General features: G+C 57.5%; 12 protein-coding genes. 3 read left to right on the forward strand and 9 right to left on the reverse strand.

Annotation, left to right across the window (positions count from 1 at the left end):
* Window positions 1–16 precede the first annotated feature (16 nt).
* The 6 genes from ACOYXH_RS19030 to ACOYXH_RS19055 all read right to left on the reverse strand — a co-directional run bounded on the left by ACOYXH_RS19030 (window position 17) and on the right by ACOYXH_RS19055 (window position 16,456).
* Window positions 17–4,069, reverse strand: coding sequence for an Ig-like domain-containing protein (locus tag ACOYXH_RS19030; RefSeq protein ID WP_460409873.1), 4,053 nt, complete (start codon window positions 4,067–4,069; stop codon window positions 17–19).
* Entirely contained in the window at window positions 4,062–8,180 is a 4,119-nt protein-coding gene (locus ACOYXH_RS19035; protein ID WP_460409874.1) for a Tc toxin subunit A-related protein, read from the reverse strand. Before ACOYXH_RS19035 ends, ACOYXH_RS19030 begins: the two co-directional genes overlap by 8 nt.
* Window positions 8,177–11,923: a Tc toxin subunit A gene (locus tag ACOYXH_RS19040; protein WP_460409875.1), complete on the reverse strand. Its 3,747-nt coding sequence runs from the start codon at window positions 11,921–11,923 to the stop codon at window positions 8,177–8,179. The genes ACOYXH_RS19035 and ACOYXH_RS19040 overlap by 4 nt, the downstream gene beginning before the upstream one ends.
* Before the next feature lie 144 nt (window positions 11,924–12,067).
* Window positions 12,068–15,091 carry a hypothetical protein gene (locus tag ACOYXH_RS19045; RefSeq protein ID WP_460409876.1) on the reverse strand — a complete coding sequence of 1,008 codons (3,024 nt, stop codon included), beginning with the start codon at window positions 15,089–15,091 and terminating at the stop codon, window positions 12,068–12,070.
* 393 nt (window positions 15,092–15,484) lie between these two features.
* Window positions 15,485–15,841, reverse strand: coding sequence for a PilZ domain-containing protein (locus ACOYXH_RS19050; protein WP_007916241.1), 357 nt, complete (start codon window positions 15,839–15,841; stop codon window positions 15,485–15,487).
* A 228-nt stretch (window positions 15,842–16,069) separates the two neighbouring features.
* Window positions 16,070–16,456, reverse strand: coding sequence for a tetratricopeptide repeat protein (locus tag ACOYXH_RS19055; protein WP_042560673.1), 387 nt, complete (start codon window positions 16,454–16,456; stop codon window positions 16,070–16,072).
* Between the two features lie 170 nt (window positions 16,457–16,626).
* Here ACOYXH_RS19055 and pyk point away from each other — a divergent pair, with 170 nt between their 5' ends.
* Window positions 16,627–18,078 (forward strand): pyruvate kinase, encoded by a 1,452-nt coding sequence (gene pyk / locus ACOYXH_RS19060; RefSeq protein ID WP_095048237.1) that lies wholly within the window; start codon window positions 16,627–16,629, stop codon window positions 18,076–18,078.
* 321 nt (window positions 18,079–18,399) lie between these two features.
* Window positions 18,400–19,545, forward strand: a complete 1,146-nt coding sequence (locus tag ACOYXH_RS19065; protein ID WP_460063314.1) for an integrase core domain-containing protein — start codon at window positions 18,400–18,402, stop codon at window positions 19,543–19,545.
* An 82-nt stretch (window positions 19,546–19,627) separates the two neighbouring features.
* On the opposite strand, the gene ACOYXH_RS19070 is transcribed toward ACOYXH_RS19065, so the two are convergent.
* From ACOYXH_RS19070 to ACOYXH_RS19080, 3 genes are read right to left on the reverse strand one after another with little or no spacing between them, the layout of a single operon-like run.
* The gene (locus ACOYXH_RS19070) at window positions 19,628–20,377 is read right to left on the reverse strand and encodes an enoyl-CoA hydratase-related protein (RefSeq protein WP_460409877.1); all 750 of its coding nucleotides are present in this window, start codon (window positions 20,375–20,377) and stop codon (window positions 19,628–19,630) included.
* A 29-nt stretch (window positions 20,378–20,406) separates the two neighbouring features.
* Window positions 20,407–21,342 carry an iron-sulfur-binding ferredoxin reductase gene (locus ACOYXH_RS19075; protein WP_460409878.1) on the reverse strand — a complete coding sequence of 312 codons (936 nt, stop codon included), beginning with the start codon at window positions 21,340–21,342 and terminating at the stop codon, window positions 20,407–20,409.
* Window positions 21,335–22,441 carry a GGDEF domain-containing protein gene (locus ACOYXH_RS19080; protein ID WP_460409879.1) on the reverse strand — a complete coding sequence of 369 codons (1,107 nt, stop codon included), beginning with the start codon at window positions 22,439–22,441 and terminating at the stop codon, window positions 21,335–21,337. The genes ACOYXH_RS19075 and ACOYXH_RS19080 overlap by 8 nt, the downstream gene beginning before the upstream one ends.
* A 671-nt stretch (window positions 22,442–23,112) precedes the next feature.
* On the opposite strand from ACOYXH_RS19080, the gene ACOYXH_RS19085 reads away from it, so the two are divergent.
* Window positions 23,113–24,636 (forward strand): fumarate hydratase, encoded by a 1,524-nt coding sequence (locus ACOYXH_RS19085; RefSeq protein WP_034153454.1) that lies wholly within the window; start codon window positions 23,113–23,115, stop codon window positions 24,634–24,636.
* Window positions 24,637–24,808 lie beyond the last annotated feature (172 nt).

The following is a 24,808-nucleotide window of genomic DNA, read 5'->3' on the forward strand; positions in this document are numbered from 1 at the left end:
GATATCTGTACGAGGTTCAAGGCAACTCCGAGTCAAAGAATTGAAGCCGGAATACTTCTTCATCAAGTACCGCCCCCTGCTCATCGACAACAGAAGCACGAATGGTCTTGTAGCCAACCATTCCTTGCGACGAATAACTTTTTCTCACCCATCCATCTTCCGTTGAAAATGATGAGCCATCGGGAACACTGTTCAGTACCCAGAGAACTTTTTGGCCGACAATAGGCTTGCCGTCGGGGATCGATACAATCCTGAACGAGACAGGCACAGATTGATCAACCGGGTAACTGCCACTGCCGCTGATCTCAGTCATCATTCGCTCGTGCGCTTTAAGCGTAAAAGGAATCAAACTGACCTCCCATCCAGCCAAGCCCCCCCGAACGCCTGCATAGAGAAGACCGGGTTGAAGAGCCGAAAGTCGGAACACGACATTGGCGATACCTTCGCTATCGGTTGTCGTCGGCGCGATGTCGACTCCAAGAAAATCCCAATTGACCTCAACGTTTGCCAAGGGATTACCGGTAATGGCCGAGACGACGTAAACCCGGGCTGAAACTTCCTGCCCCGGATAACCGCTCGGGTCATCACTGACCAGTTCCTTGATCTGTCGAGGCTCATGCAGGAAATACGACAACGAAATCGATTCCGAATACTGCGCGTCCCCCACCGTCGCGGTCAGTTGCGCCGCTCCGGGCGTCTTGGGCACAAAGCGGATCCGCGCCTCGCCATAGAAGTTGGTGGTCGTCGTCACCTCGCCAAGATCCGCACTGCGCCAGACAACGTTCATCCCCGCCATCGGCCTGCCACTGATGGCCGAAACAACGGTGATCTGCTCGGACACAGCCTCGCCCCAGTACAGCGTCTGGCTAACCCGCGAACGCTCGGCGATTTTCACCACTTGGGCGCCTTCGCCCACCGACATTGCATTGACTGGTGACCATCGAGCCAGGCTTTCGCAGGCCAGAAACAAGCCAAAACTGCCGTTACGCTTGTCATCGACCATGAAGGAATCGGTGAATCCCGCCTCGCGGCTAAAGACCCTTGGCAAACCGAGTACTGGCTGAGTAAAACGAATGCCGAGTGCCTCAGGTCCGGTGCCGACCATGCCCAGCGTCAAATTTCGACCGGACAAGAAGGTGTCTTGCGGGGCAGTTACATCGATTCTATGGGTCAGTTTGCGACGCGCAAAACCGGTGTCCTGGCCGAAAGGCTGTGCAGGCCCGTTGTCCATACTGAACTGCAATCGAGCCCACGGATCGTCGGCCAGCGAACAGACCTCCATCGAACGTGTATCAGTAGCATTGTCATACGGACTGCTGACAGACACCTCAACCGTTGCCGATCCGCCTGTGGTTGCCCCATACGCAAAGCCTGCCCAGCCATCGTCAGCAGTCACATGTTCTTCAGAATGACCATCCACCTTCCACTGCGTTGGCACTTGAACCATGGCAGCTTCCGAGAAATCCGAACGTACTTTCGCCCACATCCATGCTGGGTCCTGACCCACGATCGGGAAAACGGCAGACTCACGTACGGTTTCAATGCTGAGTTTGTTGTGGCCCAAGTGCATTCTGGTGACATCAATCGTGCCAGCCCCAGTCAAGAATTGTAGACCGAACTCCCCGGCCCCACGGCTAGCGGAACAATCCAGTGTCCAGGTCATGCCACTTTCATCAATATAATTGATGCTTCCCTGTGGAGGATTACGCACGATTCCCAGCTCTTCCGCCGTGCTGCCGTACCAGTTCAGTTCCATGTTAATACCCACCAATGGGCTCAACGCATTCGTTCTGAAAATATATCGGTGCACAGCGCCAATGCAGGGATACAGCGACTGACCTTTGTCGGTGCGCATTTGATCCAGAACGAGCGTGAACTCATCGTAAATATCCGGTGATATCAAGCGACCGAGCAACTCCCGATCCTCAAGTGAATCGGTCAACAACCGAAGTCCGAACATACTGCTGCGGCTCGTTATGAACTCAGAGCTCAGGGTCCAGATCAGCGGTTCATCCGCGAGCAATACCTTGGGCTCGCCAAGTTCACTCACCACCAACCCGATGCCTGGGTCGTCAATGCCCCATGCCAACGTGATTTCCTGGCCGATAAGAGGACTGTCGGCAAGCGCCGTGACCTGCAGGGAATGGGATTGGCCTCGTCGGCAGAAAAGCCCCCAAACATTGTCGATGTAGCCGCGATCAAACGTGATGTTGACTTTGTCTTTCCATGAACTCCTGGCAATCGCGGTCACGCTAAATTCGCACTCATGCGACTCGGCCGATTCATGCGCTCGGACCGCCGCGGTGATCGCATGAATCCCGTGTTCTCTGGTGTAAAACTTCAGGCTCCCCCAACCACCGCTTCCCGTTTGGCTTTGCACGACGCTGTAGGCGGTTTGCCACTCGACCAGCGCACCGATCACCGGTTCGCCGTCGCCCTGATCAGTAACATGCACCACTTGCAAGCGCAGGTACGCATATTCGTGTTCCTCCACCACCGGACTATTCTCGGCCTGACGTACCTCTTTGATCCTGATCCTGTTGCGCGCCAGCGACATACGTTTTCTGGGCGACGGCAACAACAGCTTCGAGCAGACCAGTGACAACTCGAATATCCCGTCGCGCCGGTCTTCGCAGTTCAGCGTCCAGGATGCAGTGCCCCCTCCATCGATCGGCATGGGCACCGATGTTTCCAGTGGCGGACTGACCACGACACCCAGTTGCCCAGGCTTGTCACCGTGCCAATGCAGATAGAAGTCGCTGCCTCGCAGACGACTGTTGGCCGCCAGCATTACATCAATGGAATGGGTAGAACCCCGGTTCGGATAACTGTTATCAATCCAGTCCCTGATTTCGTTGTTTTCACGGACAGTCAACCGTGCCCACGGATCCTCGCCCAGTACCAGTACGTCAAACGTCTGAGTCCACACACCCTGCTCGTAATAAAGGCTGACCACAGAGGCTTCAATAACGAAGTCCCCTGCTGCCTTCGCCTCATAATCGAAGTAAGCCCAACCTTGTTCATCAGTAACGGTAGCCGCCAACACCCCGTGTTCGGCGGTCGCCCAGTTCACCGTAAGCCCGGCAAATGGCTGGCCGGTGTAATACGACGCTACTTGCACACCCAAACGGACACTTTGCTCAATCAACGGGTAGTAAGCGGCCTCGACCACCTCACGAAAAATCAGTCGATGATGCCCCAGCGATACGGGGATCTCGTAGGCCTGCGCGGTGTAACGGTTGCGCAAGCTCAGGGTGAATTCGTAGTCCTGATCATCGATTAACGGGCAATCGAGCATCCATGGCACGTCCAGCGATTGCTGGGTGTCCCAAGCAGGCGTCGCGACAATCGCGCCCTGCGGGTTATTGTCGATGCTCAATGCAACCGGGGTGCCGTCCCAAGGGTTATCCGGCACAGGTACAAAACCGAGTACGTGGGGTGTGATCAATGCGTCGCTGCCAAAAGCTCCGCCCCTGCTGGCGCCCTGACACAGGTACATTTTGCGCAAGGGCGGGAACGACATGCCGTCCAGCTCAACTTCCTGCAACTCAAGTGGCGCGAGTTTCAACTCGACTTTGACGCGTGTAACCCAGAGTTCGCCAAATGGACTTGAAGACTCTGTCGAGCTGTATATTTCGATGCGCAGCGGCTTTGAGCTTGAGATGTCCGATGTCAGTTCCACTTCATGCAGGGTCGGACTGAATCGCCTCTCTGGCCCTGATCCGAAACCCTCGCGCTGTTGTGCCTGATCAGGTTTACCAACGGGTTTGAGTTCGATGCGGTAATGCTCGATTTCTCCCTGAGAAATCCTCACCCAGCCTGATTGGCTGAAACTGCTTTCCCACAGAAAACTCAGCCAATAAGCACCATTGCCATCAGGATCTCTGGGAAGTCTGACGTCCTGCGTGACACCCGTGCCCTTCGGCGCTTTGATGTGTTTGACAGGCGTGTTGTCGTAATACGCCAGGCCTATGGCAACCGCCCCCGTCCTTGCCCAACAATCGAACCTTTCTTCGAAATCACCGTTGCACACCAGGTTTTCATTCACCTGAACGATAGGATTATTCATGACTGCGCACTCCCTTGCCCTTGCCCTTGCCGGCCGGGCCCTCTTGTGCTGCATTGACCAACTCCTTCACCGAATCGGTAAACGACTGATCTCCGCTCTTGCACGTATAGCGAATGCGCAAAATGACATCGTTCATCGAGCCCAGCATGGCCTCCTGCGGCGGTTCTTTATGCCATGGCCATTTCAGCTCCCAGGCGGACACCACACCGGTATTTTCAAATGGATAGAGCAAACCTTCATCTGGCTTCGCCGCCGCCATGCCGTTGTCGGCAATACCCACCGACAAGGCAATCTGCTGGCCCGGACGCAAGTTGAAAAGCATATCGGAAGGGGCCAATTCCTCAGGATCCGGATTGTGCAAGTACTGCACTGACTGCACCGAAGCCCGGCTGGCAGTCATACTGCCGACCTGCAGCAAGGTCGCGCGCACGTCCTCGAAAGGTCCCGCCAGCACTGGCAAGTCGATTTCCACCGAACTGATCTGCCGGCAGTAATGTCCCGGATAATCCCGATCGAACAGCAGTTGGGTGAGTTTGAATTCCAGCGAGCCGGTCGTCTGCAATTGCGCCAATGCAGCCTCCCAGCTACCGATACCGAGCTGAGGGTCTATTGCATCGTTGAACAGGCGACGCAAGGAGATGGTTTTTACCAGTTCAAGCCGTCGCTCGGTGCGCTGCAGGTACTCATATTCCATGCGCAGCAGAAACGCGCGCAGATGCTCGCCAGCGGTCAAACCGTGGCGTTGATCCTGCCAGACCTGCGGCAAGGGAATATTGGAATCGTAATCGCCGGTTTCGGCATTCATCGCCGCTTGCGCGCTGAGGCACAGACTGACTACTGCGTCGTAAGCCTGATAGTGCAAGGCCTTGAGCTGGCCCAGCATCCAGCCGAACAATTCGGCATTGGTCGCGCGCTTCTTCAGATAGTTGTACATCGTCAACGCCTGAGCGTTAGCTCGTAGCGTTTGCGCGAGGTTGGTTCTGGCCGCATCAATCGCATGGTTCTGCGCGACGATTTGCGCATCGATGGCCGCGATTTCTGCCAGCGCCTGATCGCGTTGCAACCCCCATTCATTGCGGCGACGGCGATAGCCTTCGGTGGTAGCTTGCTTGTCGGCATCGATTTGCAGCATCGACGAAGCTATCTCCAGGCCAAAGCAGATGGCATCCGTAACTTTGTCGATACGAAACCCGCCCATCGCCATACCGAAGATATTGGGCGCGGCCGCCAAGGCCGCGCCTACCGGTTTGAGGATTTTGGCAGTCAGCGCCAGCTCTTTGGACTGGTCCAGGTTTGCCATGACCTGATATTCGACAGCCGACACGTTTTCGTCATAGCGGGCTGCGTAAGCAGCAGCCCGTTCCCGAGCCACTGTCCGGCTCTGCTCAAGCGCCGTCATGCTCGCTTCCAACTGAGCGATGGATTGCTCCTGCACGGTTTTGGCGTAGTTACCCAACTCCACCAGATGGTTTTGCTGCAGCTCTTCCTGCTCGGCACGATCACGCCGCTCAAGCAGATTGAGTACCTGGCTGCCGTAATCCTGCAAGGCCTGCACCGCACGCAAGGCAACCTCGAAGATCGTGCGCCAGCGAAACGCAATCACCACCAGCCGTCCGCCCATCGGTCTGGCGCCACCGACACCACCTGCGGCCAGATCGCGCAGCAATTGATTCGGGTCAGTCGGTGGGTTGAACAACGGCAGGAGCATGGGCTTGCCATCAATGGTCAAGTTGTTGCGCAAGTTGTTCATGCGGTACTGCGGCTGGTTGAACCAACTGAATAACTCATCATTGATGGGTGCCCTGAACGGCGGACACCCCAACATGCCCAGCATGGGAGCCGTATCGGAGCCGCCCGGAACATCTGCCAGGCTGTAATTCAATGTCTGCTCGAAATCTTCCAGTGCCGTACGCGTGCAACTTTGGGCCAGAAGGTTCTCCAGCGTCGCGGTCTGCCACAAGTTCACCGTTTGAGTCAGAGGCGGTTTGCCCATCAATGATCCCGCTTGTACATAGCACAGCTTTGCCGCCACCAGGCTTTCGCGGGTCAGTTGGCGGTAATGCCAGTCCCCCCAGGCCATGAGGTTCTTCACATATTCGATGAACATCAGCAGCCTCAAATGCACAGGCGCTGAATATCCAATCGCATCCGGGTCGGCGGGCGCCAAGGATTCACAGCCGGCATTGCCCAAATCGTTGATCAACGGTCGACAGCGCCAGTAGCTCGGTTTCTCGGGTACCGAGCTGCTGTCGGCAGTAGCCCGGGGATCGAAGACGAAATGCAACCACGTCTGTGCTTCGGCAAACCGCTCTTCATCACGCAAGCGTGTCGCGATCAAATGCGGCAAATGGAAAAACAGCTCCCAGAAAAACAACCCGTTGGCACCGTCGAAAGCGCCATTGCGTTCCTCGAAATCAACACTGGTAGGCGGTGGCTCGGACAGATGCTGGGAGTCCCAATTAATCAGAGTCGCTGGAGAGACAGTGGAGCGTGTGACCAACTCGGGGCCGAACAGCGAATTGAGCCGAACGTAGCGCAGTGCCCAGTCATCGCCAAGTTGAAAGTCGAGGAATTGAGCGGCATCCGAGGTGTTTTTCAGCAGCGTTGGCGCGAGAAAATCCGAGAGTTCGACAATCGTCAAGTCAAACTGTTTACCGCCAAAGCCTTCAATATCATTCTTTAGAGTGAACCTGACGTTGTCCCACGTTCCCTTTGGTCGACTGAAGGTATCCAAGAACTGCATTGTCCAATCGCCGGCGATTGCAACATCACTTTTCACAGGTTTAGGGTCGTCAATATTTGCAAGTTCCAACTGCAAGGTAAACGCAGTCTTCTCGATGCCTGGTAACCCTGTTGACCTGCAAAAGCCCTCAACCGTCAGCACATCATCATTACCCGATCGCATGGCGAAGACGTTCAGCCCCAGAAAAGCTGCCATGGAGCCTGACGGTGACTCACTTGGGACCACAGTAACCTCAAGACCCAAGGGGTGCTGAACCGTCAAGGCAGAAACAAATCGCTCATTCTTGGCCAGCTCCAGCCAGGTACCACCGTCTTCAACATCAGGGCGCATCAACACATCGATGATCGCGGTCTCGTTCAAGGCAGCTGTGTCGGTTTTATCATTGTCCAGCAATACCCCGAGCTTGCCTTTGGGATTCTGAGGGTCGACCCACACAGTTGCAATCAGCCGGGCACCTGCAGAGAGATCGTCATCAAACTCGCCATGGAGTAAATTCAAAGGCGCCGACCACTGGCCGTTCTGCCTCATGAAGGCCACATTGATATCCAGTTGATGGGGCACAAATCGGGATCTGTCGTCCTTATCGGGATCCGGAGGATCGGCTTTGATGATCTCGCCGACCTTGTCCCGCCACTCCGCCCAGACCAGACACAGTCGGCCATTCCAGACCACCGGACGCATGTCCAGCACCCGCCCGGCAGGTTGAATATCCACCGCTTTCCATTCACTCCACGCCGCCGGGTTGACGGCCACACACGTGGGCGTGATCTCGATTTGCGCCTTGCGCCAGAAGTACTGGAACGGCGGCACCCGCTGACGCCCGACAAAGTAATAATCGGCGCGCTCCGGGGTCGTGCCGTCCATGTAGCCACTGACAACATCCAGATCGCAGATCTGTTCGAAGGCTTGCAAGTAATCCTGTAGCGCGGCTTGAACCGAATCGCTGCTCAAACGGGCCTGGTTGAGGTTGTTTTCAAGGGCCTTGAACAGATCCGTCTTACGCTGACGGACGAACGGATTGATGTAGTTTTCCGGGTAGAGCGCGATCATCTGCACTGCAGCCCAGTCCGAGTAGTTGTTGTACAGCGCCCAGTTTTCCAGCTGCTCGGGGGGAAACTCGTGGTTTTCGAAACCGGGCTCCATTTTGTTGTACACCGCACTGATATATTGCTGCGCACAACTGATCGCTTCGGCCACCCCCGACGTCTGCACACGAGCACTGTCCAACGGGTCGATGCGCAGCAATTCGAACACGTCCTCTGGGGTCAGCAAAGGCGGGTAACGCTCCGCCTTTACTTGCCCGATGCAATACTCAAGCAACGCGGTACGACGTTTTTCCTGCAACAGGCCAATGTTGTTCGATGTCATGATCCTTGCTCCGTGGAAGAGGTTCCCGCGTCACTGGCGGAAGGCGGTGCCGCTTGTTCAGGTGAGTGGGTGCGGCCTTGTGTCCCCCCAAATCGGATGGGTTCGAAGACAGTCCCCTTCCCGCTTGCCAGGCTGCGTATACCGACTTCGAATTCACCGCTGAAATCGCTGGTGATATAAACCGTGGTTTGACCTTGCTGATTGGTGAAACCCTGTTTCGGACGGATCGTTGGCCTTTCTTCGGGATCTGTTTCTACCTCCCAGGCCCAGCCCACCAGCATGTTGGCCCCAAGGTTTCCGTACTGGTCCACCATCGTGGCGTAGAGTGTGATTTCCTGACCAAGCGGCACGACCTCCGTTGGCACCGGAGACATCAGCCCGGTCGGGAAATTCATGCTCTCGGCGTGGGCGATGACGTCGATGCTCACTGCCCACTCAGGCTCGAGCAGGCTCAGGGAAAAATAAAGTCTGTCCGTGCCCAAGACTGTGCCCGGAAAATACTCAGCCGTGAGGACTCCTTCGGGATCGGTGATGCCCGATCTGATGGTCCCTAGCTCGGAGTGCCAATCAACAGCGATGCCTTTCAACGCTGCGCCTCGGGCGTCGGTGAGCGTCATCGTAATGATCGCTTTTTCATCTTTTTTACTAGCGAAGACTTCCGTCGGTTCTACTGCGCAAGTCATCCTGACCAACTGCTTCAGTTCGCCCGGTGCTTGCACGACAGGCACACGCGTCTGGGTCTGACTGAGCAAAGCCAGTTCAGCTGCCTGGGCATAGGCCTCGCTGGCATCGGTTGTCTCCGGCAAGGTTCCAATCCGCAAAATGGTCCGGGCATCCATACCGGTCTGCATCGACAACTGGTAAACGCGCATCAGCAGATCCAGTTGTTCCAGGGTTTTCAACACTTGGGTTTCAGGATCGATATGGCGAACACATTCGCTGACTTCCTGCGCGCTCCAGGCAAAGAATTCAGCCAGTTTGATGGCTGCTGCCTGCTGCACCACCCGCAATGCATCCTCGCTGGGTCGGGCAGGAAGCGAATGGACCTGACGCAGATAGTCGAGCAATTTCTGCTCCGGCTGTTCACTCATGCTGAACGCGCGGGTCAGCGTGGTCATCGCGTAAAGTATGCGCACCGAGAACACATATTTTTGAGAGGGATCGATGATGATGATGCTTTGGTCGACCCACGCCTCATATCCATAATCCAGATAATCCCGGACCAGGGCCGCACTCAAACCCAGCATTGAAACGACTTCGGCGCGCTGGCGCACAACAGCCAGCAATTCGAGTAACGGATCTGAAGGTTCGTCGCGCCTGCGCTGCGTCGCTGGCGGTTCGAGGTCAGTGCGGTCATACACCTGGCGCAACAGTTGGTACACCGAAGCATCGACCCAGTTCAGCACCAGAATGGCCAATTCGCCCTCGATGCCGGCGTAGACTGCCAGCGACTCCCTGACCAGCGAAACCTGAGCGTCTCTGGCCTGCAGAAGAACGGTGAGCATGATCTCGGCCAAGACGCTGACCTGGGCTTCCTCAATGTCCAGGCCGTTCCTGACGGCCCATTCGAGCTTCTCGCGGGCAAAGGCCGAATAATCTTCCGGCGTCATGGCAGTGGCCAGTATCAGGCCATTGGCATCGACAACCGGCGCCAGCCCCTCACTGTCAATCGACAATAAATCCAGCCAGTCGCTTCCTCCGGCCGGCGGGATACCGGCCACGAGAAATGAATTGTTGGATAAACGCGCGCTGGGCAGGAGGGTGCCGATCTTGTCGAAGAACTGCTGATCCTGCTGGGAGAAGTCGCTCAGACGCAGTGGTGCACTCACGTGCTGCAACATCCACAACACCGATATGTTGCTTTGCTCACACCATTGCACACAGGCCTGCATGGCTTCGATCAGGCTCAGCACGCCCGGACCGCCAGCCGTGGCGTCAGTGCGGCTGTCATCGTCCGCCACATCAACAATACGCGGCTTGCCCGCCAGCCCTTTGAGCCAGGTTTCTCCCCCCAGCACACTGAGCATCAACACGCCTTCGACCGGCGTGATATTCAACAGCCGGGGCAGTTTTACCAAACGGTAAAAACTGGAAATGACCGCCGGACTGCGCACCAGATTATCGGTAAGGTCATGAGCCTGGGCTATCGCCAATGCCAGGTAGTGGTAAGTCTGAAGATCAATGCCCAAACCACTGCATAGCTGGCTGACCGTCAGATTGTCTTGATCCGATGTCGGTATCAGCGCAAACGGTGTGCCGTCGAGTCTCAGCGGCTTGCGATAATTGTCTTGATTGTTGAAGACCTGATCGAACTGCGACAGTGCATCACCGCGACCGTACAGTGACAGTTCATCGAGAAACACGGCGAAATCCGCTGCCGTGCAGTTGTAGCGTTCACGCAGTCGCTGAAACACGCCCAATGCGTGGATCACGTTTACCGAAATCGCCCATACTTCAGGCTTTTCAGCGCCGCGTGCCTGGGCCCTGATCGCCGCCACCAACAAGGCGTCAGTCTGCTCAGGGGGCAGACTCAGCCATTTGTCCAGGCGTAACTTGCGGTTGAGTCGATCAAAGAAATTCAAACCCTCGCTGGTTGTGGGTTCGATCATGATTTTATTGAAGCTGGATCCCGACTGAGCGGTGATACCAATAGCCGGATGAGCGTTGTTATTGATGTAAACCGAGCCGGATCGTCCACTTTCCGGGAGAAGAGTCTGATCGGGATAGTTCACGTTGGCAGAACGCCACGGTGTGTGATCCCCAACCGATAAAAGACTGATAACTTCCTCTGCCACTAGATTTGCATGTTCAGTCAAACTAAAAATGTAGGCGAGACCCTGTATAGCTATGTGAGCTCCGACGTCAAAATTGTCCAGATAGAAGGCAACGTAATTGTCGACGGTTTTGTAAGGTTCAGTAAGCAGCTGCTGCTGGTAAGGGCCAAGCCGAGAGGCATGGGCCCGGGCCGCAGCGGCAAGCCTGGTCAGGGAGCCGGAGTGCAAGAAGTTGGGAAATTTCTCGTCAATGATGTTGGCAAAATCCCCCACTGATCGTCCGTTGAAACCCGCAACCCCATCAACCGTGATCCAATGCTGGTAATACGGCAGACCGTTGGGATAGCGTGCCTTGATCAATGCCTGTTCAAGTGGAACCTCCGTGTTCGCAGCGATGAACGCCTGTAGCACGCGTACGATCACGTCGACTGATGACTCCGGCGCGTTCACCGCTTTACTGTCGACCGTCAACTTCATCAAATCCGTGCGACGCTCATGCAACGGCAGCTTGGTGTCGTCACCAACGGATTCGATCAAGTCTCGAATCAATCGATACAAGAAGACCAGATACGCCGAAGGCCCGAACATGGACTCCAGAGAATCCGAGGGGCACTTGGCTCCCAATTGCAGATCGAATATTCGCTCCAGTTGCGGCCCCTTAACGAGCGACATCAAACCACTGGACGGTCCTGTCGGCCCGACTTTGTCCGCCTGCTCGTGATGTTCAATAAACCGACGCCGCACATAGCTCGTCAGGCTGTTGGCCCGGCGCAAAAAGCGTCGCGCCTCTTCCTGCTCAAGTCCGTACTCGCCGACCAGCACCGGAAGCCCCTTTTCGACCAGAGGGAAAAATGATCCCCCCTGCTCAACGTAGCTCCAGAGCTTCGAAAGCCGGTTTGGCGCAGTGGACGTTTGCTCACCAAACAGCTGAATGAACAACTGCGCAGCGGGACGGAGTGAATCAGCCATGGTCACATTCCTTGAGTCGATAACGGGCCCGGTCCGCCTGACTGTCGTGTCAGGCGGACCTAGCGTTCCATAAGGATTTAGCGCTTGAACGCAGCAGCCGCCAACTGTCAGAAATGACAGGTTTAATGCCCGTTCATCGGAAATTTACAAGCGTGATTTATCCGTCGGTGCTGATTCGATTTCAAACCGCTCACTGGCGACCCAGTCGGAACCCAGCGGATCGCTATCGCTTGGTTGCAGCTTGAAACGGCACCAGTTGCCACCCAACGGTAGCGCTTGGTCAGACAGGCCTTGCCAGTCAGGGTCGACCTGAATCGACGCTGCCCATGTCTTGTCCGGGTTGAACGGGTCGACCAGAACACCGACACCTTGACGGCCCGTGCCGGCAAACAGCACCGGGTTGCTGACCCAGCGTCCCGGCGCGGGTATCTCAATGGTGGGCAGATAAGTTGCCAGCTGAACCGTGCGTTTCGCGCTATCGGATTCAAACCCTTCGTAAGCCGCCACAACTTCCAGTTCATGATTGCCTTCGTTTTGCCCAGGCTTCAGCGTTACCGACCACGTCCGGTTTTCCCGCACCTTGGCGCTGGCCTGGTCGCCACCCAGCGTCACAGTCACGGTGTCGCCGGGCGTCGCGAAACCCGACACCACGACCCGGCGGCCAACATGGTCATCGGCAGACGGGGTCTCGATAAACGGCGCCGCCGGCACGACCTTGTAACGCAAACGCTCATTGGGTTGAGAGCGCTGCGGAATGCCATTGTGGACGAAGGTTTGAAAGGCCCAGATGGTTGTGTTGCCCACCGGCAAACTCACTTCGGCTTCCCAGCAGCCTTTCGCGTTCACCTCAATATCCGTCAGCAATGGCTCAGTAGCGCCTTCCAGCCAGACCTCCACCCGCGCGCCAGGTCGGCCAGTGCCAACAATCTTCGAGGTGCGCGGCGCTTTCCCGCCAGGGATCGGCGTCCTGAATCGAGGCGGCGGCACCACCACCTTGAGTTCGTGCACAGCGCTGTTGGGCGACTCTTGCCCGTTAAGTATCTGTTGCGCGTGGAGGAAGTAAGGCCTCAGCTCCAGATCGCGTAGTTCGATCGACCATTTGCCCTCCTCAAGCAATTCGAGCGGAGCACCCAGCGTTCTTCCCATCTGGCTGTCATGCAATTGCATCATCGCGCCCTGCATGCCGTTATCACCTTCAATGGTGACGTCGTATCCCACTTCTGAGCCGGATACCGGCGCGACGATGAGCGGTTGCAACATGACTCTGTGGACAGTGAAGGTTTTCGATGCCGGCACTGAAGGGAGATCGAAAACGATCTGGGTAACGGTGACGCGGTGGAGGACTCCGGGTTCAAATGCTTTGGTTCGCTGAAATGCCCAGCGCTCACCCTCCACATCCGCTTCGTACTCCAAGCCGTCGTCGCTGAACCGGAGCTTCACCAGCGCTTCAGACCAACAAGTGCCGCTGAATATCGGCTCCAGCCCCTCCTCGGAAGGATCATCCAGGCCTGGCGCCAGCGGTGGAATCGTGACGTGCAAGCTGAAAGGACGTTGCGAGGAATGGTCTCCCAGATGCTGTGTAATGCGGACTTCCCGCTTGTTGGTTGGCCCCCACTTCACCAATGCCGGGGTGGACCATTTGCCGTTCTCGACCACTACACTTCGTGCAGCCTCGGTTGAATCGGGAAACCTGAGCGAGACGGTGGCGCCTGTGTAACCTTCGCCGCTGAAGACGGGTAGATACTCCTCGGTGTAGCTCGCCTCGGTGATATCCGGCATGTTGTTGTGGACTTCGAATTCAAGCGGCAGCGATTCGATCCAGCCATTGGCGTTGTCGGCGATCTTTTGAATCACCGTCACATCGTAGCTGCCCAGAGGCCAGACAACGGGGGCAGTTTCCCACTCGCCTTGGGCATCGACGCGGACGTTGGGAGGCAAAGGCAGCGAGCTGTCGCTGGTAGAGAACTGGATTTCGGTCCGCAGGTTCTTGTCGTAATGACCGGTACCGGAGAATTTCAAGCTTGTATCAGGAAGAAAGGTGACATCAGGCTCTGCCAGTTTGGGAGGCCGGATCCGGAAATCTCGAGGCGCGCTGCGAGGTGAAGGGACATTGTCCAGAGTTTGTATCGCTACGAGTGAAGCGGGTCCAGGCTGGACATTTACCGGCACTCTCCAGGTCCCAGCCGAAACCGCGGCCTCCCCCACGTGCTCTGATCCCAAATCCATGTAAACAGCCAGGATGGCACCCTGGATGGCCAAATCACCTGAAAGGTCAAACGATTGAGACTGTAGCGTACCCGCCGCCGGATCTAAAATAACGGGCGAAAGGTTAACCGTGAGATCGACAGGGTTAGAAAGCAATGTCGATTTTTCGAACGTTTGTTCTGCGACCAGTATGAAACTTCCCCATGAGAGCGCTTTGGTCAGCTCTATTTTCCAGTGACCGTCAAACTCTACAATTCCTGAACCATATCTATCCAGGGGGTTTCCTCGCCGGTGGAGGTTGATACTTGCATAGACTTCACCAGTGCCGGAAACAATCGGTTTTGCCTCACCGATCACTGCACCGCTTACCGGAGATATTATTCGCGGCTCCTCGATTACCGTTAAATTCCATTCCGTGGATTTGGAAGTTTTACCACCGAAAGTCTGTGTTGCATGCACGCTGTGTCTGCCGAGGGGAAGTTTTTCCAATGCGGCAGACCAGGTCCCGTCAAGGTTTGGCGTGCCTTTGAAAGACTTGTCGCCTGTCGTCACCTCAATTACGGGATTATCCCAGGCTCCGGTGCCAGAGATAATTATTGATGAAGAAACAAAACTATTTTGAGGCGGCCAGATAATTCCCAAAGGCTTGATGATGCGGAACTGCCCTGAGAAGCCCCAGTCCGATCCCACCATTCCCCCCACGTAACGCGTATGTATTTCCAGACGGTCACTATGTTTTATTTCAGGAATAATGACGTCGTACCATTGCTCGTTCGAGTTTGAGCCTGGATCCATTTCGTACCAATGGTTGCCATTAAGCTTGAAGTGGACCTCACGCTTTGTCAGGTTGTTCGGTATTGTGTTGACCCGAATAGTCAGGGGGAACTGTTGAAGAGTTCCGCTAACATTGGGAGAAAAAGTAGGCGCTGCCCAGCCAAGGGGAATTTCTGAATCATCCGTCACTGTTCTTTCTCCCGCATTCGTGAATTAAAAACCGATTCCAGAATCAGCGCTCCTGCAAATACATGTCACCTGTCAAACCTGACAGTCCCGACCAACGGTACTCTTGTCGACAAGGCGTTTCGATACGCCGGGTTCGGTGATGGCTGTGAGGCGCGAGATGGCCGAAAAAAAGCAAAACGCAGCATCTGGAGATGGCGCTTGATCAGGGAGTGGAGTGGGAATGTGGCTAGCCGAAAAGGCTGAATAACGAACAGGTGTATGACCCAGCTTGACCGAGCGACTCGTGTTCCAGTGGAGACGCTTTCGCGGGCAAGCCCGCTCCCACAAGATCTGTTACACACCACAAATCGAAGGTAGGCGCGACCTGCTCGCGAAGCTTTTAGCGGGTTTGAATCAGGCCGAAGCCGGCAACGGCTGAAAACTGAAATAACGCTGCAACGCCTGCACCAGTTGCCCAAATTCCGGCGGTGCGCGTTGCAGGACGAAGCCGGCGTCGTAGTGCAGCGGCGTGGCGTCCTCATGGCACCACACGCAACACGCCGTGAGGTCGATTACCTGCTGACAGCCATCGCTGGCGGGGATTTTCAGGCGTAACTGAAAGTCCACGCCGACCATCATGGGCAATTGGCTGATGAGCATTAGCCCGTCTTCGGAGAGGTTGCCGAGAAAACCGATGGGCTTGTCGGTGACGCTGTTGAACACTCTGAGGAAATACGGCAACTGATGCCGTTCGATCCGTTCGGTAAACATGCGCAGTTCGCCATGCAAGGCTCCGTCACAGAGCCGCACCTTGCTTCGGAACGTGCCTGTGTCGCAGGCTCGCTCTCCCCGCTTCCGGTGTGACGGTCGCTACGTCGCCGTCACCTTACAACTGCCAGTCGCAGGTGTTGCTCCGGATTCAGAACGCGGTGCCGAATCCGGGTTATTCGACTATAGCTCAGCTTGTACACACGGCCAGATTTTGTATGACAACTGTCATCAGAAACGGGTCGGGCGCACCACGGCAGCGGCGCTGCGCGTCGGGTAATGGCCCAGGCTCTGCAAGGTTTCCAGACGGGCACGGGCGCGATAGGCGTATTCGCTGTTCGGGTACGAGGCGATGATGAACTGATAGGTCTGCGCCGCGTCGACAAACATTTTCTGCCGTTCCAGGCACTGGCCGCGCATCATCGACACTTCCGGCCACACGTACGGGCGGGCACGGCTGGCGCGTTCGACCTTGGACAACTCAAGCATGACCTGCTCGCAGTTGCCGCGATCATAGGCGCTGTAGGCGTTGTTCAAATGATGGTTCATCGACCAACGGGTGCAGCCCGTCACGGCGAGGACGCTGAGGGCAAGGGCGGCAATGGGCAACAATCGCATGGGGGTTCTCCTGTCTTGTGCTCTGTATCGACCCCTGCCGGGAATTCTTCAGAAGTGTTTGCGCCAATCGTCGTGTTCAATAAAGAAAGTAATAAGTAGTGCAAACGAACAATGACTACACCCCAAGAGCATAGTAGCCTTCGCTAGCGCTTGAACTCAGGAGTCTTTGCATGTCCGTCCGTCGTACCAAAATCGTCGCTACCCTTGGCCCGGCCAGTAACTCGCCGGAAGTTCTCGAACAGCTGATTCTGGCTGGTCTGGACGTTGCCCGTCTGAACTTCTCCCACGGCACCCCCGACGAGCACAAGGCTCGCGCGAAGCTGGTGCGTGACCTCGCCGCCAAGCACGGCCGTTTCGTCGCCCTGCTGGGTGACCTGCAAGGCCCGAAAATCCGTATCGCCAAATTCGCCAACAAGAAGATCGAGCTGAAGATCGGTGACAAGTTCACCTTCTCCACCAGCCATCCGTTGACCGAAGGCAACCAGCAAGTGGTCGGCATCGACTACCCGGATCTGGTCAAGGACTGCGGCGTGGGTGACGAGCTGCTGCTCGACGACGGCCGTGTGGTGATGCGCGTTGATACCGCCACCGCAACAGAATTGCATTGCACCGTGACCATCGGCGGCCCGCTGTCCGACCACAAAGGCATCAACCGTCGCGGTGGCGGCCTGACCGCGCCGGCCCTGACTGAAAAAGACAAGGCCGACATCAAGCTCGCTGCAGAAATGGAAGTCGACTACCTCGCGGTGTCCTTCCCGCGTGACGCTGCCGACATGGAATACGCCCGTCAACTGCGCGACGAAGCCGGCGGTACTGCCTGGCTGGTGGCGAAGATCGAACGTGCCGAAGCCGTAGCGGACGACGAAACCCTCGACGGCCTGATCAAGGCATCCGACGCGGTGATGGTTGCCCGTGGTGACTTGGGCGTGGAAATCGGCGACGCCGAACTGGTCGGCATTCAGAAGAAAATCATTCTGCATGCACGCCGCCACAACAAGGCGGTGATCGTCGCGACCCAGATGATGGAGTCGATGATCCAGAATCCGATGCCGACCCGCGCTGAAGTGTCCGACGTAGCCAACGCCGTGCTCGACTACACCGACGCCGTGATGCTGTCCGCCGAATCCGCCGCTGGCCTGTACCCGCTGGAAGCCGTGCAGGCAATGGCGCGCATCTGCGTCGGCGCCGAGAAGCACCCGACCGGCAAGACCTCCAGCCACCGTATCGGCAAGGAATTCACCCGCTGCGACGAAAGCATCGCGCTGGCGACCATGTACACCGCCAACCACTTCCCGGGCGTCAAAGCGATCATCGCTCTGACCGAAAGTGGCTTCACTCCGCTGATCATGTCGCGTATCCGCTCCTCGGTGCCGATCTACGCCTTCACCCCGCACCGCGAAGCCCAGGCCCGCGCGGCAATGTTCCGTGGCGTGTACACCATTCCGTTCGATCCGGCTTCGCTGGAACCGCACGAAGTCAGCCAGAAGGCCATCGACGAGCTGACCAAACGCGGCGTTGTGGAAAAAGGCGACTGGGTCATCCTGACCAAGGGCGACAGCTACCACACCACCGGCGGCACCAACGGCATGAAGATCCTGCACGTGGGCGACCCGCAGGTCTGAGTGACGCGCTGAAAAACCAAAGCCCCGGCATGTGAGTGCCGGGGCTTTTTGTTGTCTGCGTTGAATCGAAAGCCCCTCACCCTAGCCCTCTCCCAGAGGGAGAGGGAACCGATTGAGGGATATTGCAGAATTGCACCGACCTGATAGCTCTGCGCTGAATCCGACCGTTTCTTTCAAGTCGATGTGTAGCGCATTACACCTCGGTCGTCTCCCTCTCCCTCTGGGAGAGGGCTGGGCGGGGGTAAAGACCGGGTACATCCTTTACGTTTGAGACCGGGGACATGGTTTACAGGTATTAATCATGGTCAGGAGGTGCTGACCATGCCCTGGAATCAAGAGTCCCCAATGGATCAACGAGTGAAGTTAGTCAGCGACTGGCTTGGCGGCAGTTACACCAAGAGCCAATTAAGCCGGCGCTATGGTGTCAGCCGTCCAACCATCGACAAGTGGCTGGAACGATACGCAGCGTTAGGCGTAGATGGCTTGAAAGAGCAATCGCGCAAGCCGTTGAACTGTCCTCATCAAACGCCCGACGAAATCATTGCCACGCTGCTGGCCAAGAAAAACGAACATCCCGATCGGGGACCCAAGCAGATCATTGATCGCCTGCGCGATTCCGATCCGCATATCCAATGGCCGGCGGCGAGTACCGCCGGGGAGTGGTTGAAGAAAGCTGGTTTGGTGGTGGCGCGACGGCCCTATCCCCCGCGTCCCCGTGCTCCAACGCATTTGCGTCCGGTCGACGCGCCCAACCAGACTTGGTGTGCTGATTACAAAGGGCAGTTCAAAATGCAGGACGGCAATTGGTGCTATCCGCTGACCATTACCGATCAGATGAGCCGCTTTTTATTCGTCTGTCGCGCTTTGCCCAGTACGCACGGAGCGCCGACGCGGGAAGGCTTCGAGTGGGCTTTTCGAGAATATGGGCTGCCGGATGTGATCCGCACTGACAATGGCGCTCCTTTCGCATCGACAGGTCTGGCGCGACTTTCGAAGTTATCGGTTTGGTTCATCAGGCTTGGAATCCATGTCGAAACGATTACGCCTGGCCGTCCCGACCAAAATGGTCGACATGAACGGATGCATCGAACGCTAAAGGCAGCAGTGCCACCGGCGGAAAACCTGGTGCGCCAGCAGTTGGCTTTTCAGGAATTCATCCAAGACTTCAACCACCACCGACCGCACACCGCGCTGGGTATGAAACCGCCGGCATCTGTCTATAGCCCATCGACACGCGCTTATCCTGGTTACTTGCCTGCGCTTGAATACAGTTCCGACGTTGAAGTACGCAAGGTTCGGTCAAATGGGGAAATCAAATGGAAAGGACAGCTGATTTTTCTAGGAGAGGCTCTAATTGGAGAGGACATCGCGTTGAAGGAAGTGGCTGATGACGCTTGGGAACTGTACCTTTGCAGCCACTGTTTAGGCAGGCTTGAAAGAGGCGCCAAACGCGTTTCAAGCCTGTAAAGGTGTAAACGATGTCCCCGGTCTAATTTGTAAAGGATGTACCGGTCTCTACACGGGCGGCGTTCCGATGAGGGTTGGCTTTTTAATGCCGTTTGATAAACCCGGTCAACGCCACCATTGCTTCTGGCGAACAAAGGCGCTGGGTGAACAATGCGCCCTCCTCCTCAATCACCTTACGAATCAACTCGCGATCCGGCGCTCGCATCAATTGCTTGCTGATACGCACCGCTTCGGCCGGCAGTTCATCGAAACGCAGCGCCATTTCCCGCGCCTTGCTTAGCGCCGCAGCGCCGCTACCCAATGCTTCGGTCGCAATCCCCCACTGCGCCGCCTGTTCACCGCTGAAGCCTTCGCCCAGTAACAACAACTCTGCCGCTTTGGCCTGCCCAAGCAGACGTGGAAGGATCAGGCTGGAGCCGAACTCCGGGCACAAACCCAGGTTGACGAATGGCATGCGCAACCGCGCATCGCGGGCCACATAGACCAGATCGCAGTGCAGCAACAATGTAGTACCAATGCCCACCGCCGCGCCGGCCACCGCGGCGATCACCGGTTTGCGGCATTCAAGCAGGTTGAGCATGAAGTGAAACACCGGGCTGTCGAGGTCACTCGGCGGTTGCTGGATGAAGTCGGCAATGTCGTTGCCGGCGGTGAAGCATTCGGCGCTGCCGGTAATCAGCACGGCGTTGATCGCCGGGTCGCCATCGGCCTGTTTCAGCGCCTCGGCGAGGCGACTGTACATGGCACGGGTCAGGGCGTTTTTCTTGTCCGGACGGTTGAGGCGCAGGGTCAGCAAACCGCGCTCGCGTTCCAGCAGGATGGCTTCGGTCATGATGTGTCTCGCGTCTGAAATATCAGCGCTCAACCACGGGACAGGAACACGTCAGCCAGTAGTTGATTGCGCGGCAATCCGGCCAGGTACAGACGCCGCGCGAAGGCGTCGACGCTGGCCGTCGAGCCGCAGACTAAGGCCAGGGTTTGCCGGGAGACAAGGCGCAGTTGCGCCAAAGCGGCGGCTGACTCGGCCGCCGTCCACAGCTCGACACTGAGGTTTTCCCGCTGCGCAGCCAGTGCCGCCAGGGGTTTGGCCAGATAGTGCTCGCGATCGTCATGAGCCACGTGAATGACGCGGATCAGGCCTTGGTGATCCTGGCGCAAGGCTTCGCGCAGCACGCCGAACAAAGGGCCCAGACCGGTGCCAGCGGCCAGCAGCCACAAGGGGCGACTGTGCCAGTCGGGATCGTAATGCAAAGCACCGCCGCGCAGTTCGCCGAGACGGATCGGATCGCCGATCTGCAATTTTCGTGCGCCATCGCTGAATTCACCAGGCTGGCGGCAATCGAGATGGAATTCGAGAAAGCGGTCTTCCTCCGGCAGGCTCGCCAGCGAATACGGCCGCGCAATGTGCCCGATCCACAACACCAGATGTTGCCCGGCGCTGTAGCGCAACGGCCGTTGCGGGGTCAGACGCAAGCGCAGGACGCTGTCGCTGAGCCAGTCCAGCGCTTCGACCACTGCCGGGCGACCATCGGTGATCGGGTCGAAGGTGTGCACCTGCAAATCTTCGACGACCTGACACTGACACGCCAGGCGCCAGCCTTGCTGACGCTGTTCGGCGCTCAAGGCGTCCGGCCGATTGTCGGCGGGCAGGCCTTGCACGCATTGCACCAGACAGGCATGGCAACTGCCGGCGCGGCAGCTGTAAGGCACAGCGACGCCATTCTGATTGAGGGCATCGAGCAGATTGCAGCCCGCTGCCACTGACCATTGTCGTTCACCGACGCGAAGTTCAGGCATCGACGTTCTCCCACGCGGCCGCACAACGATTGCGCCCGTCACGCTTGGCCCGATACAAGGCCTGATCGGCGCGCTGCAAGGCGTCGTCCAGATCATCGCCCAACACCAACAGCGTCATGCCGGCCGACAGGCTGAGGTTGCGCACATTCAGGCCGACCAGTTCAACGTCAGTAAAGGCAATACGCAGACGTTCACAGCAAGCAGTCAGCCGTTCGGCGTCGCAATCGGGCAACAACACAACGAATTCCTCACCACCATAACGCGCCAGCACATCACCGTCGCGCAGACACGCCTGGGCAACGCCGGCGAAGGCCTGTAACACCTGATCGCCGGCGGCATGGCCGTGCAGGTCGTTGATGCGTTTGAAATGGTCGAGGTCGATCAGCGCCAGACCGTGCACCACATCGTCGTCCATTTCATCCAGCTCTCGCGTGGCCAGACGCAGAAAATGCCGACGATTGAACAGCCCGGTCAGTTCATCGGTGGCGACCAGATCTTCCAGCTGCCGCATCATCCCGCGCAGGGTGTCCTGATGCGCCTGCAAGGCAAACCGGCGCTGGCGCTGGCGTTGCCGCGAAACCTGGACGAAGCGCGCGTACAGCACCAGCCACGCCAGCACCATTGCCAGAATGCACACCTGCAAGGCGGCAAGCGCCGGCTCGCGCAAGCGGAAGTAGTAGCCGTCCCACAGCGTGATGGCACAGAAACTGAAGAACACCAGCAGGGCACAGCGTATGAACGCCCGTCGACTGAGATGGAACAGGCCGAACAGCAGGATCAGCACGTAGAACACCAGGAAGGCGCCGCGGGCTTCATCCAGATGGGCGATCAGCCAGGTCTGCCAGCCGAGACCGATCAACACCTGCGCTTCGGTCAGGCTGGGATCGGCAAAGCGCAGGTTGCGCCCACTCCAGAACAGTGCGAACAGCACCGACTGGCTGATCACCACCAGCGCACTGCCGATGGCCACAGAAGTCAGGGACTGCTCGTAGTGCCCCGTGAAAAACGCCAGCCACAGCAGCAGCAAAGCCAATCCATAGGTGGCCGCAGCGAGGGCAAAGCGTTTGAGCAAAAGACGTTGAATGGCGTTATGGGTCAATCGTTGACTCACCGTGCGATAAGAGGCTGACCGAGTGTCCTACTCTACAGACCGGCTGCCACTTTAGAGGCGTAGTCGATAAATGACCACCGATTTTCGGGCCCGAAATTTGACGTCAAAAGTGTGGCCTGCGTAGACCGCCAAAAGCCCCTCACCCTAGCCCTCTCCCAGAGGGAGAGGGGACTGACCGAGTCGATTGTTGGCGATACGCCGACCTGAAATACCGAGCCGGACTCAGACTTGAACAGCCTGAACATCGCCCCCCTTTCCTGAGTCGAACTCAGGTTTTGAACAGCATGAAGATCAGCTCCCTTTCTTGAGTCGAGCACAGGTTTGAACAGCATGAAGATCAGCTCCCTTTCTTGAGTCGAGCACAGGTTTGAACAGCATGAAGATCGGCTCCCTTTCCCCCTCGCCCCCCTTGGGGGAGAGGGCTGGGGTGAGGGGGTAGCTCTTGAAGTGCAAACCCGCTGTCCGATATTCGCCCACCCATGCGACCAACGAATGATTGCCGGCGCGTGTACGCCCCACCGAGGCGCGTTATACTGCCGCGCCTTTTTAGCGTCGCGCCAGCAGCCCCGGCGTGCCTTGAAAGGTGCTTGCGACCGACCGATGCACCCAAGCCGCAGGCACCTTATTGAATGTTCCCGTCTTTTAGAGGAGCGCGACTCATGACCGTGATCAAGCAAGACGACCTGATTCAGAGCGTTGCCGACGCCCTGCAGTTCATTTCCTATTACCACCCCGTGGATTTCATCCAGGCGATGCACGAAGCCTACCTGCGCGAAGAATCGCCAGCGGCCCGTGACTCGATGGCGCAGATCCTGATCAACTCGCGCATGTGCGCCACCGGCCATCGCCCGATCTGCCAGGACACCGGTATCGTTACCGTGTTCGTGCGCGTCGGCATGGACGTGCGTTGGGATGGCGCCACCATGGGCCTGGACGACATGATCAACGAAGGCGTGCGTCGCGCCTACAACCTGCCGGAAAACGTCCTGCGTGCCTCGATCCTCGCCGACCCGGCGGGTGCTCGGAAAAACACCAAGGACAACACCCCTGCCGTGATTCACTACTCCATCGTCCCGGGCAACACCGTGGAAGTGGACGTGGCGGCCAAGGGCGGCGGTTCCGAGAACAAGTCGAAAATGGCCATGCTCAACCCGTCCGACTCGATCGTTGACTGGGTATTGAAGACCGTTCCGACCATGGGCGCCGGCTGGTGCCCACCGGGCATGCTCGGCATCGGCATCGGCGGCACCGCCGAGAAAGCCGCCGTCATGGCCAAGGAAGTGTTGATGGAATCCATCGACATCCACGAACTGAAGGCCCGTGGCCCGCAGAACCGCATCGAAGAAATGCGCCTGGAGCTGTTCGAGAAGGTCAACCAGTTGGGCATCGGCGCCCAGGGCCTCGGTGGCCTGACCACCGTGCTCGACGTGAAGATCATGGACTACCCGACCCACGCAGCCTCGCTGCCGGTGTGCATGATCCCGAACTGCGCCGCCACCCGTCACGCACACTTCGTGCTCGACGGCTCCGGCCCGGCCTCGCTGGAAGCGCCGCCGCTGGACGCCTACCCGGAAATCGTCTGGGAAGCCGGCCCGTCGGCTCGCCGTGTCAACCTCGACACCCTGACCCCGGAAGACGTGCAGAGCTGGAAGCCGGGCGAAACCGTCCTGCTCAACGGCAAAATGCTCACCGGTCGCGACGCCGCGCACAAGCGCATGGTCGAGATGCTCAACAAGGGTGAAACCCTGCCGGTCGATCTGAAAGGTCGCTTCATCTACTACGTCGGCCCGGTTGATCCGGTCGGTGACGAAGTGGTTGGCCCGGCGGGCCCGACCACCGCGACGCGGATGGACAAGTTCACCCGGCAGATCCTCGAGCAGACCGGCCTGTTGGGCATGATCGGTAAATCCGAGCGCGGCCCGACCGCCATCGAAGCGATCAAGGACAACAAAGCCGTGTACCTGATGGCCGTTGGCGGCGCTGCTTACCTGGTCGCTCAGGCGATCAAGAAGTCGCAAGTGCTGGCGTTTGCCGAACTGGGCATGGAAGCGATCTACGAGTTCGAGGTCAAGGACATGCCGGTCACCGTTGCGGTGGACAGCAAAGGTGAGTCGGTGCACATCACCGGCCCTGCGATCTGGCAACAGAAGATCAGCGAAAGCCTGGCGGTAGAAGTGCAATAAGCCCTTCGCTGCCATAAAAACGGCCGGTTCATCTGCAACGATGACCCGGCCGTTTTCACAGGGGCCAACCGTTCGCGATAAAAAAAGCGCCGAAGCATACAAAATGATCTTGCGCACCTGTCAGATCTGACAGGTTCATTTACCCGCCATTCTTGTTAGCGTCAGTCCATTC

It is taken from the genome of Pseudomonas sp. Mb7 (assembly GCF_054790525.1).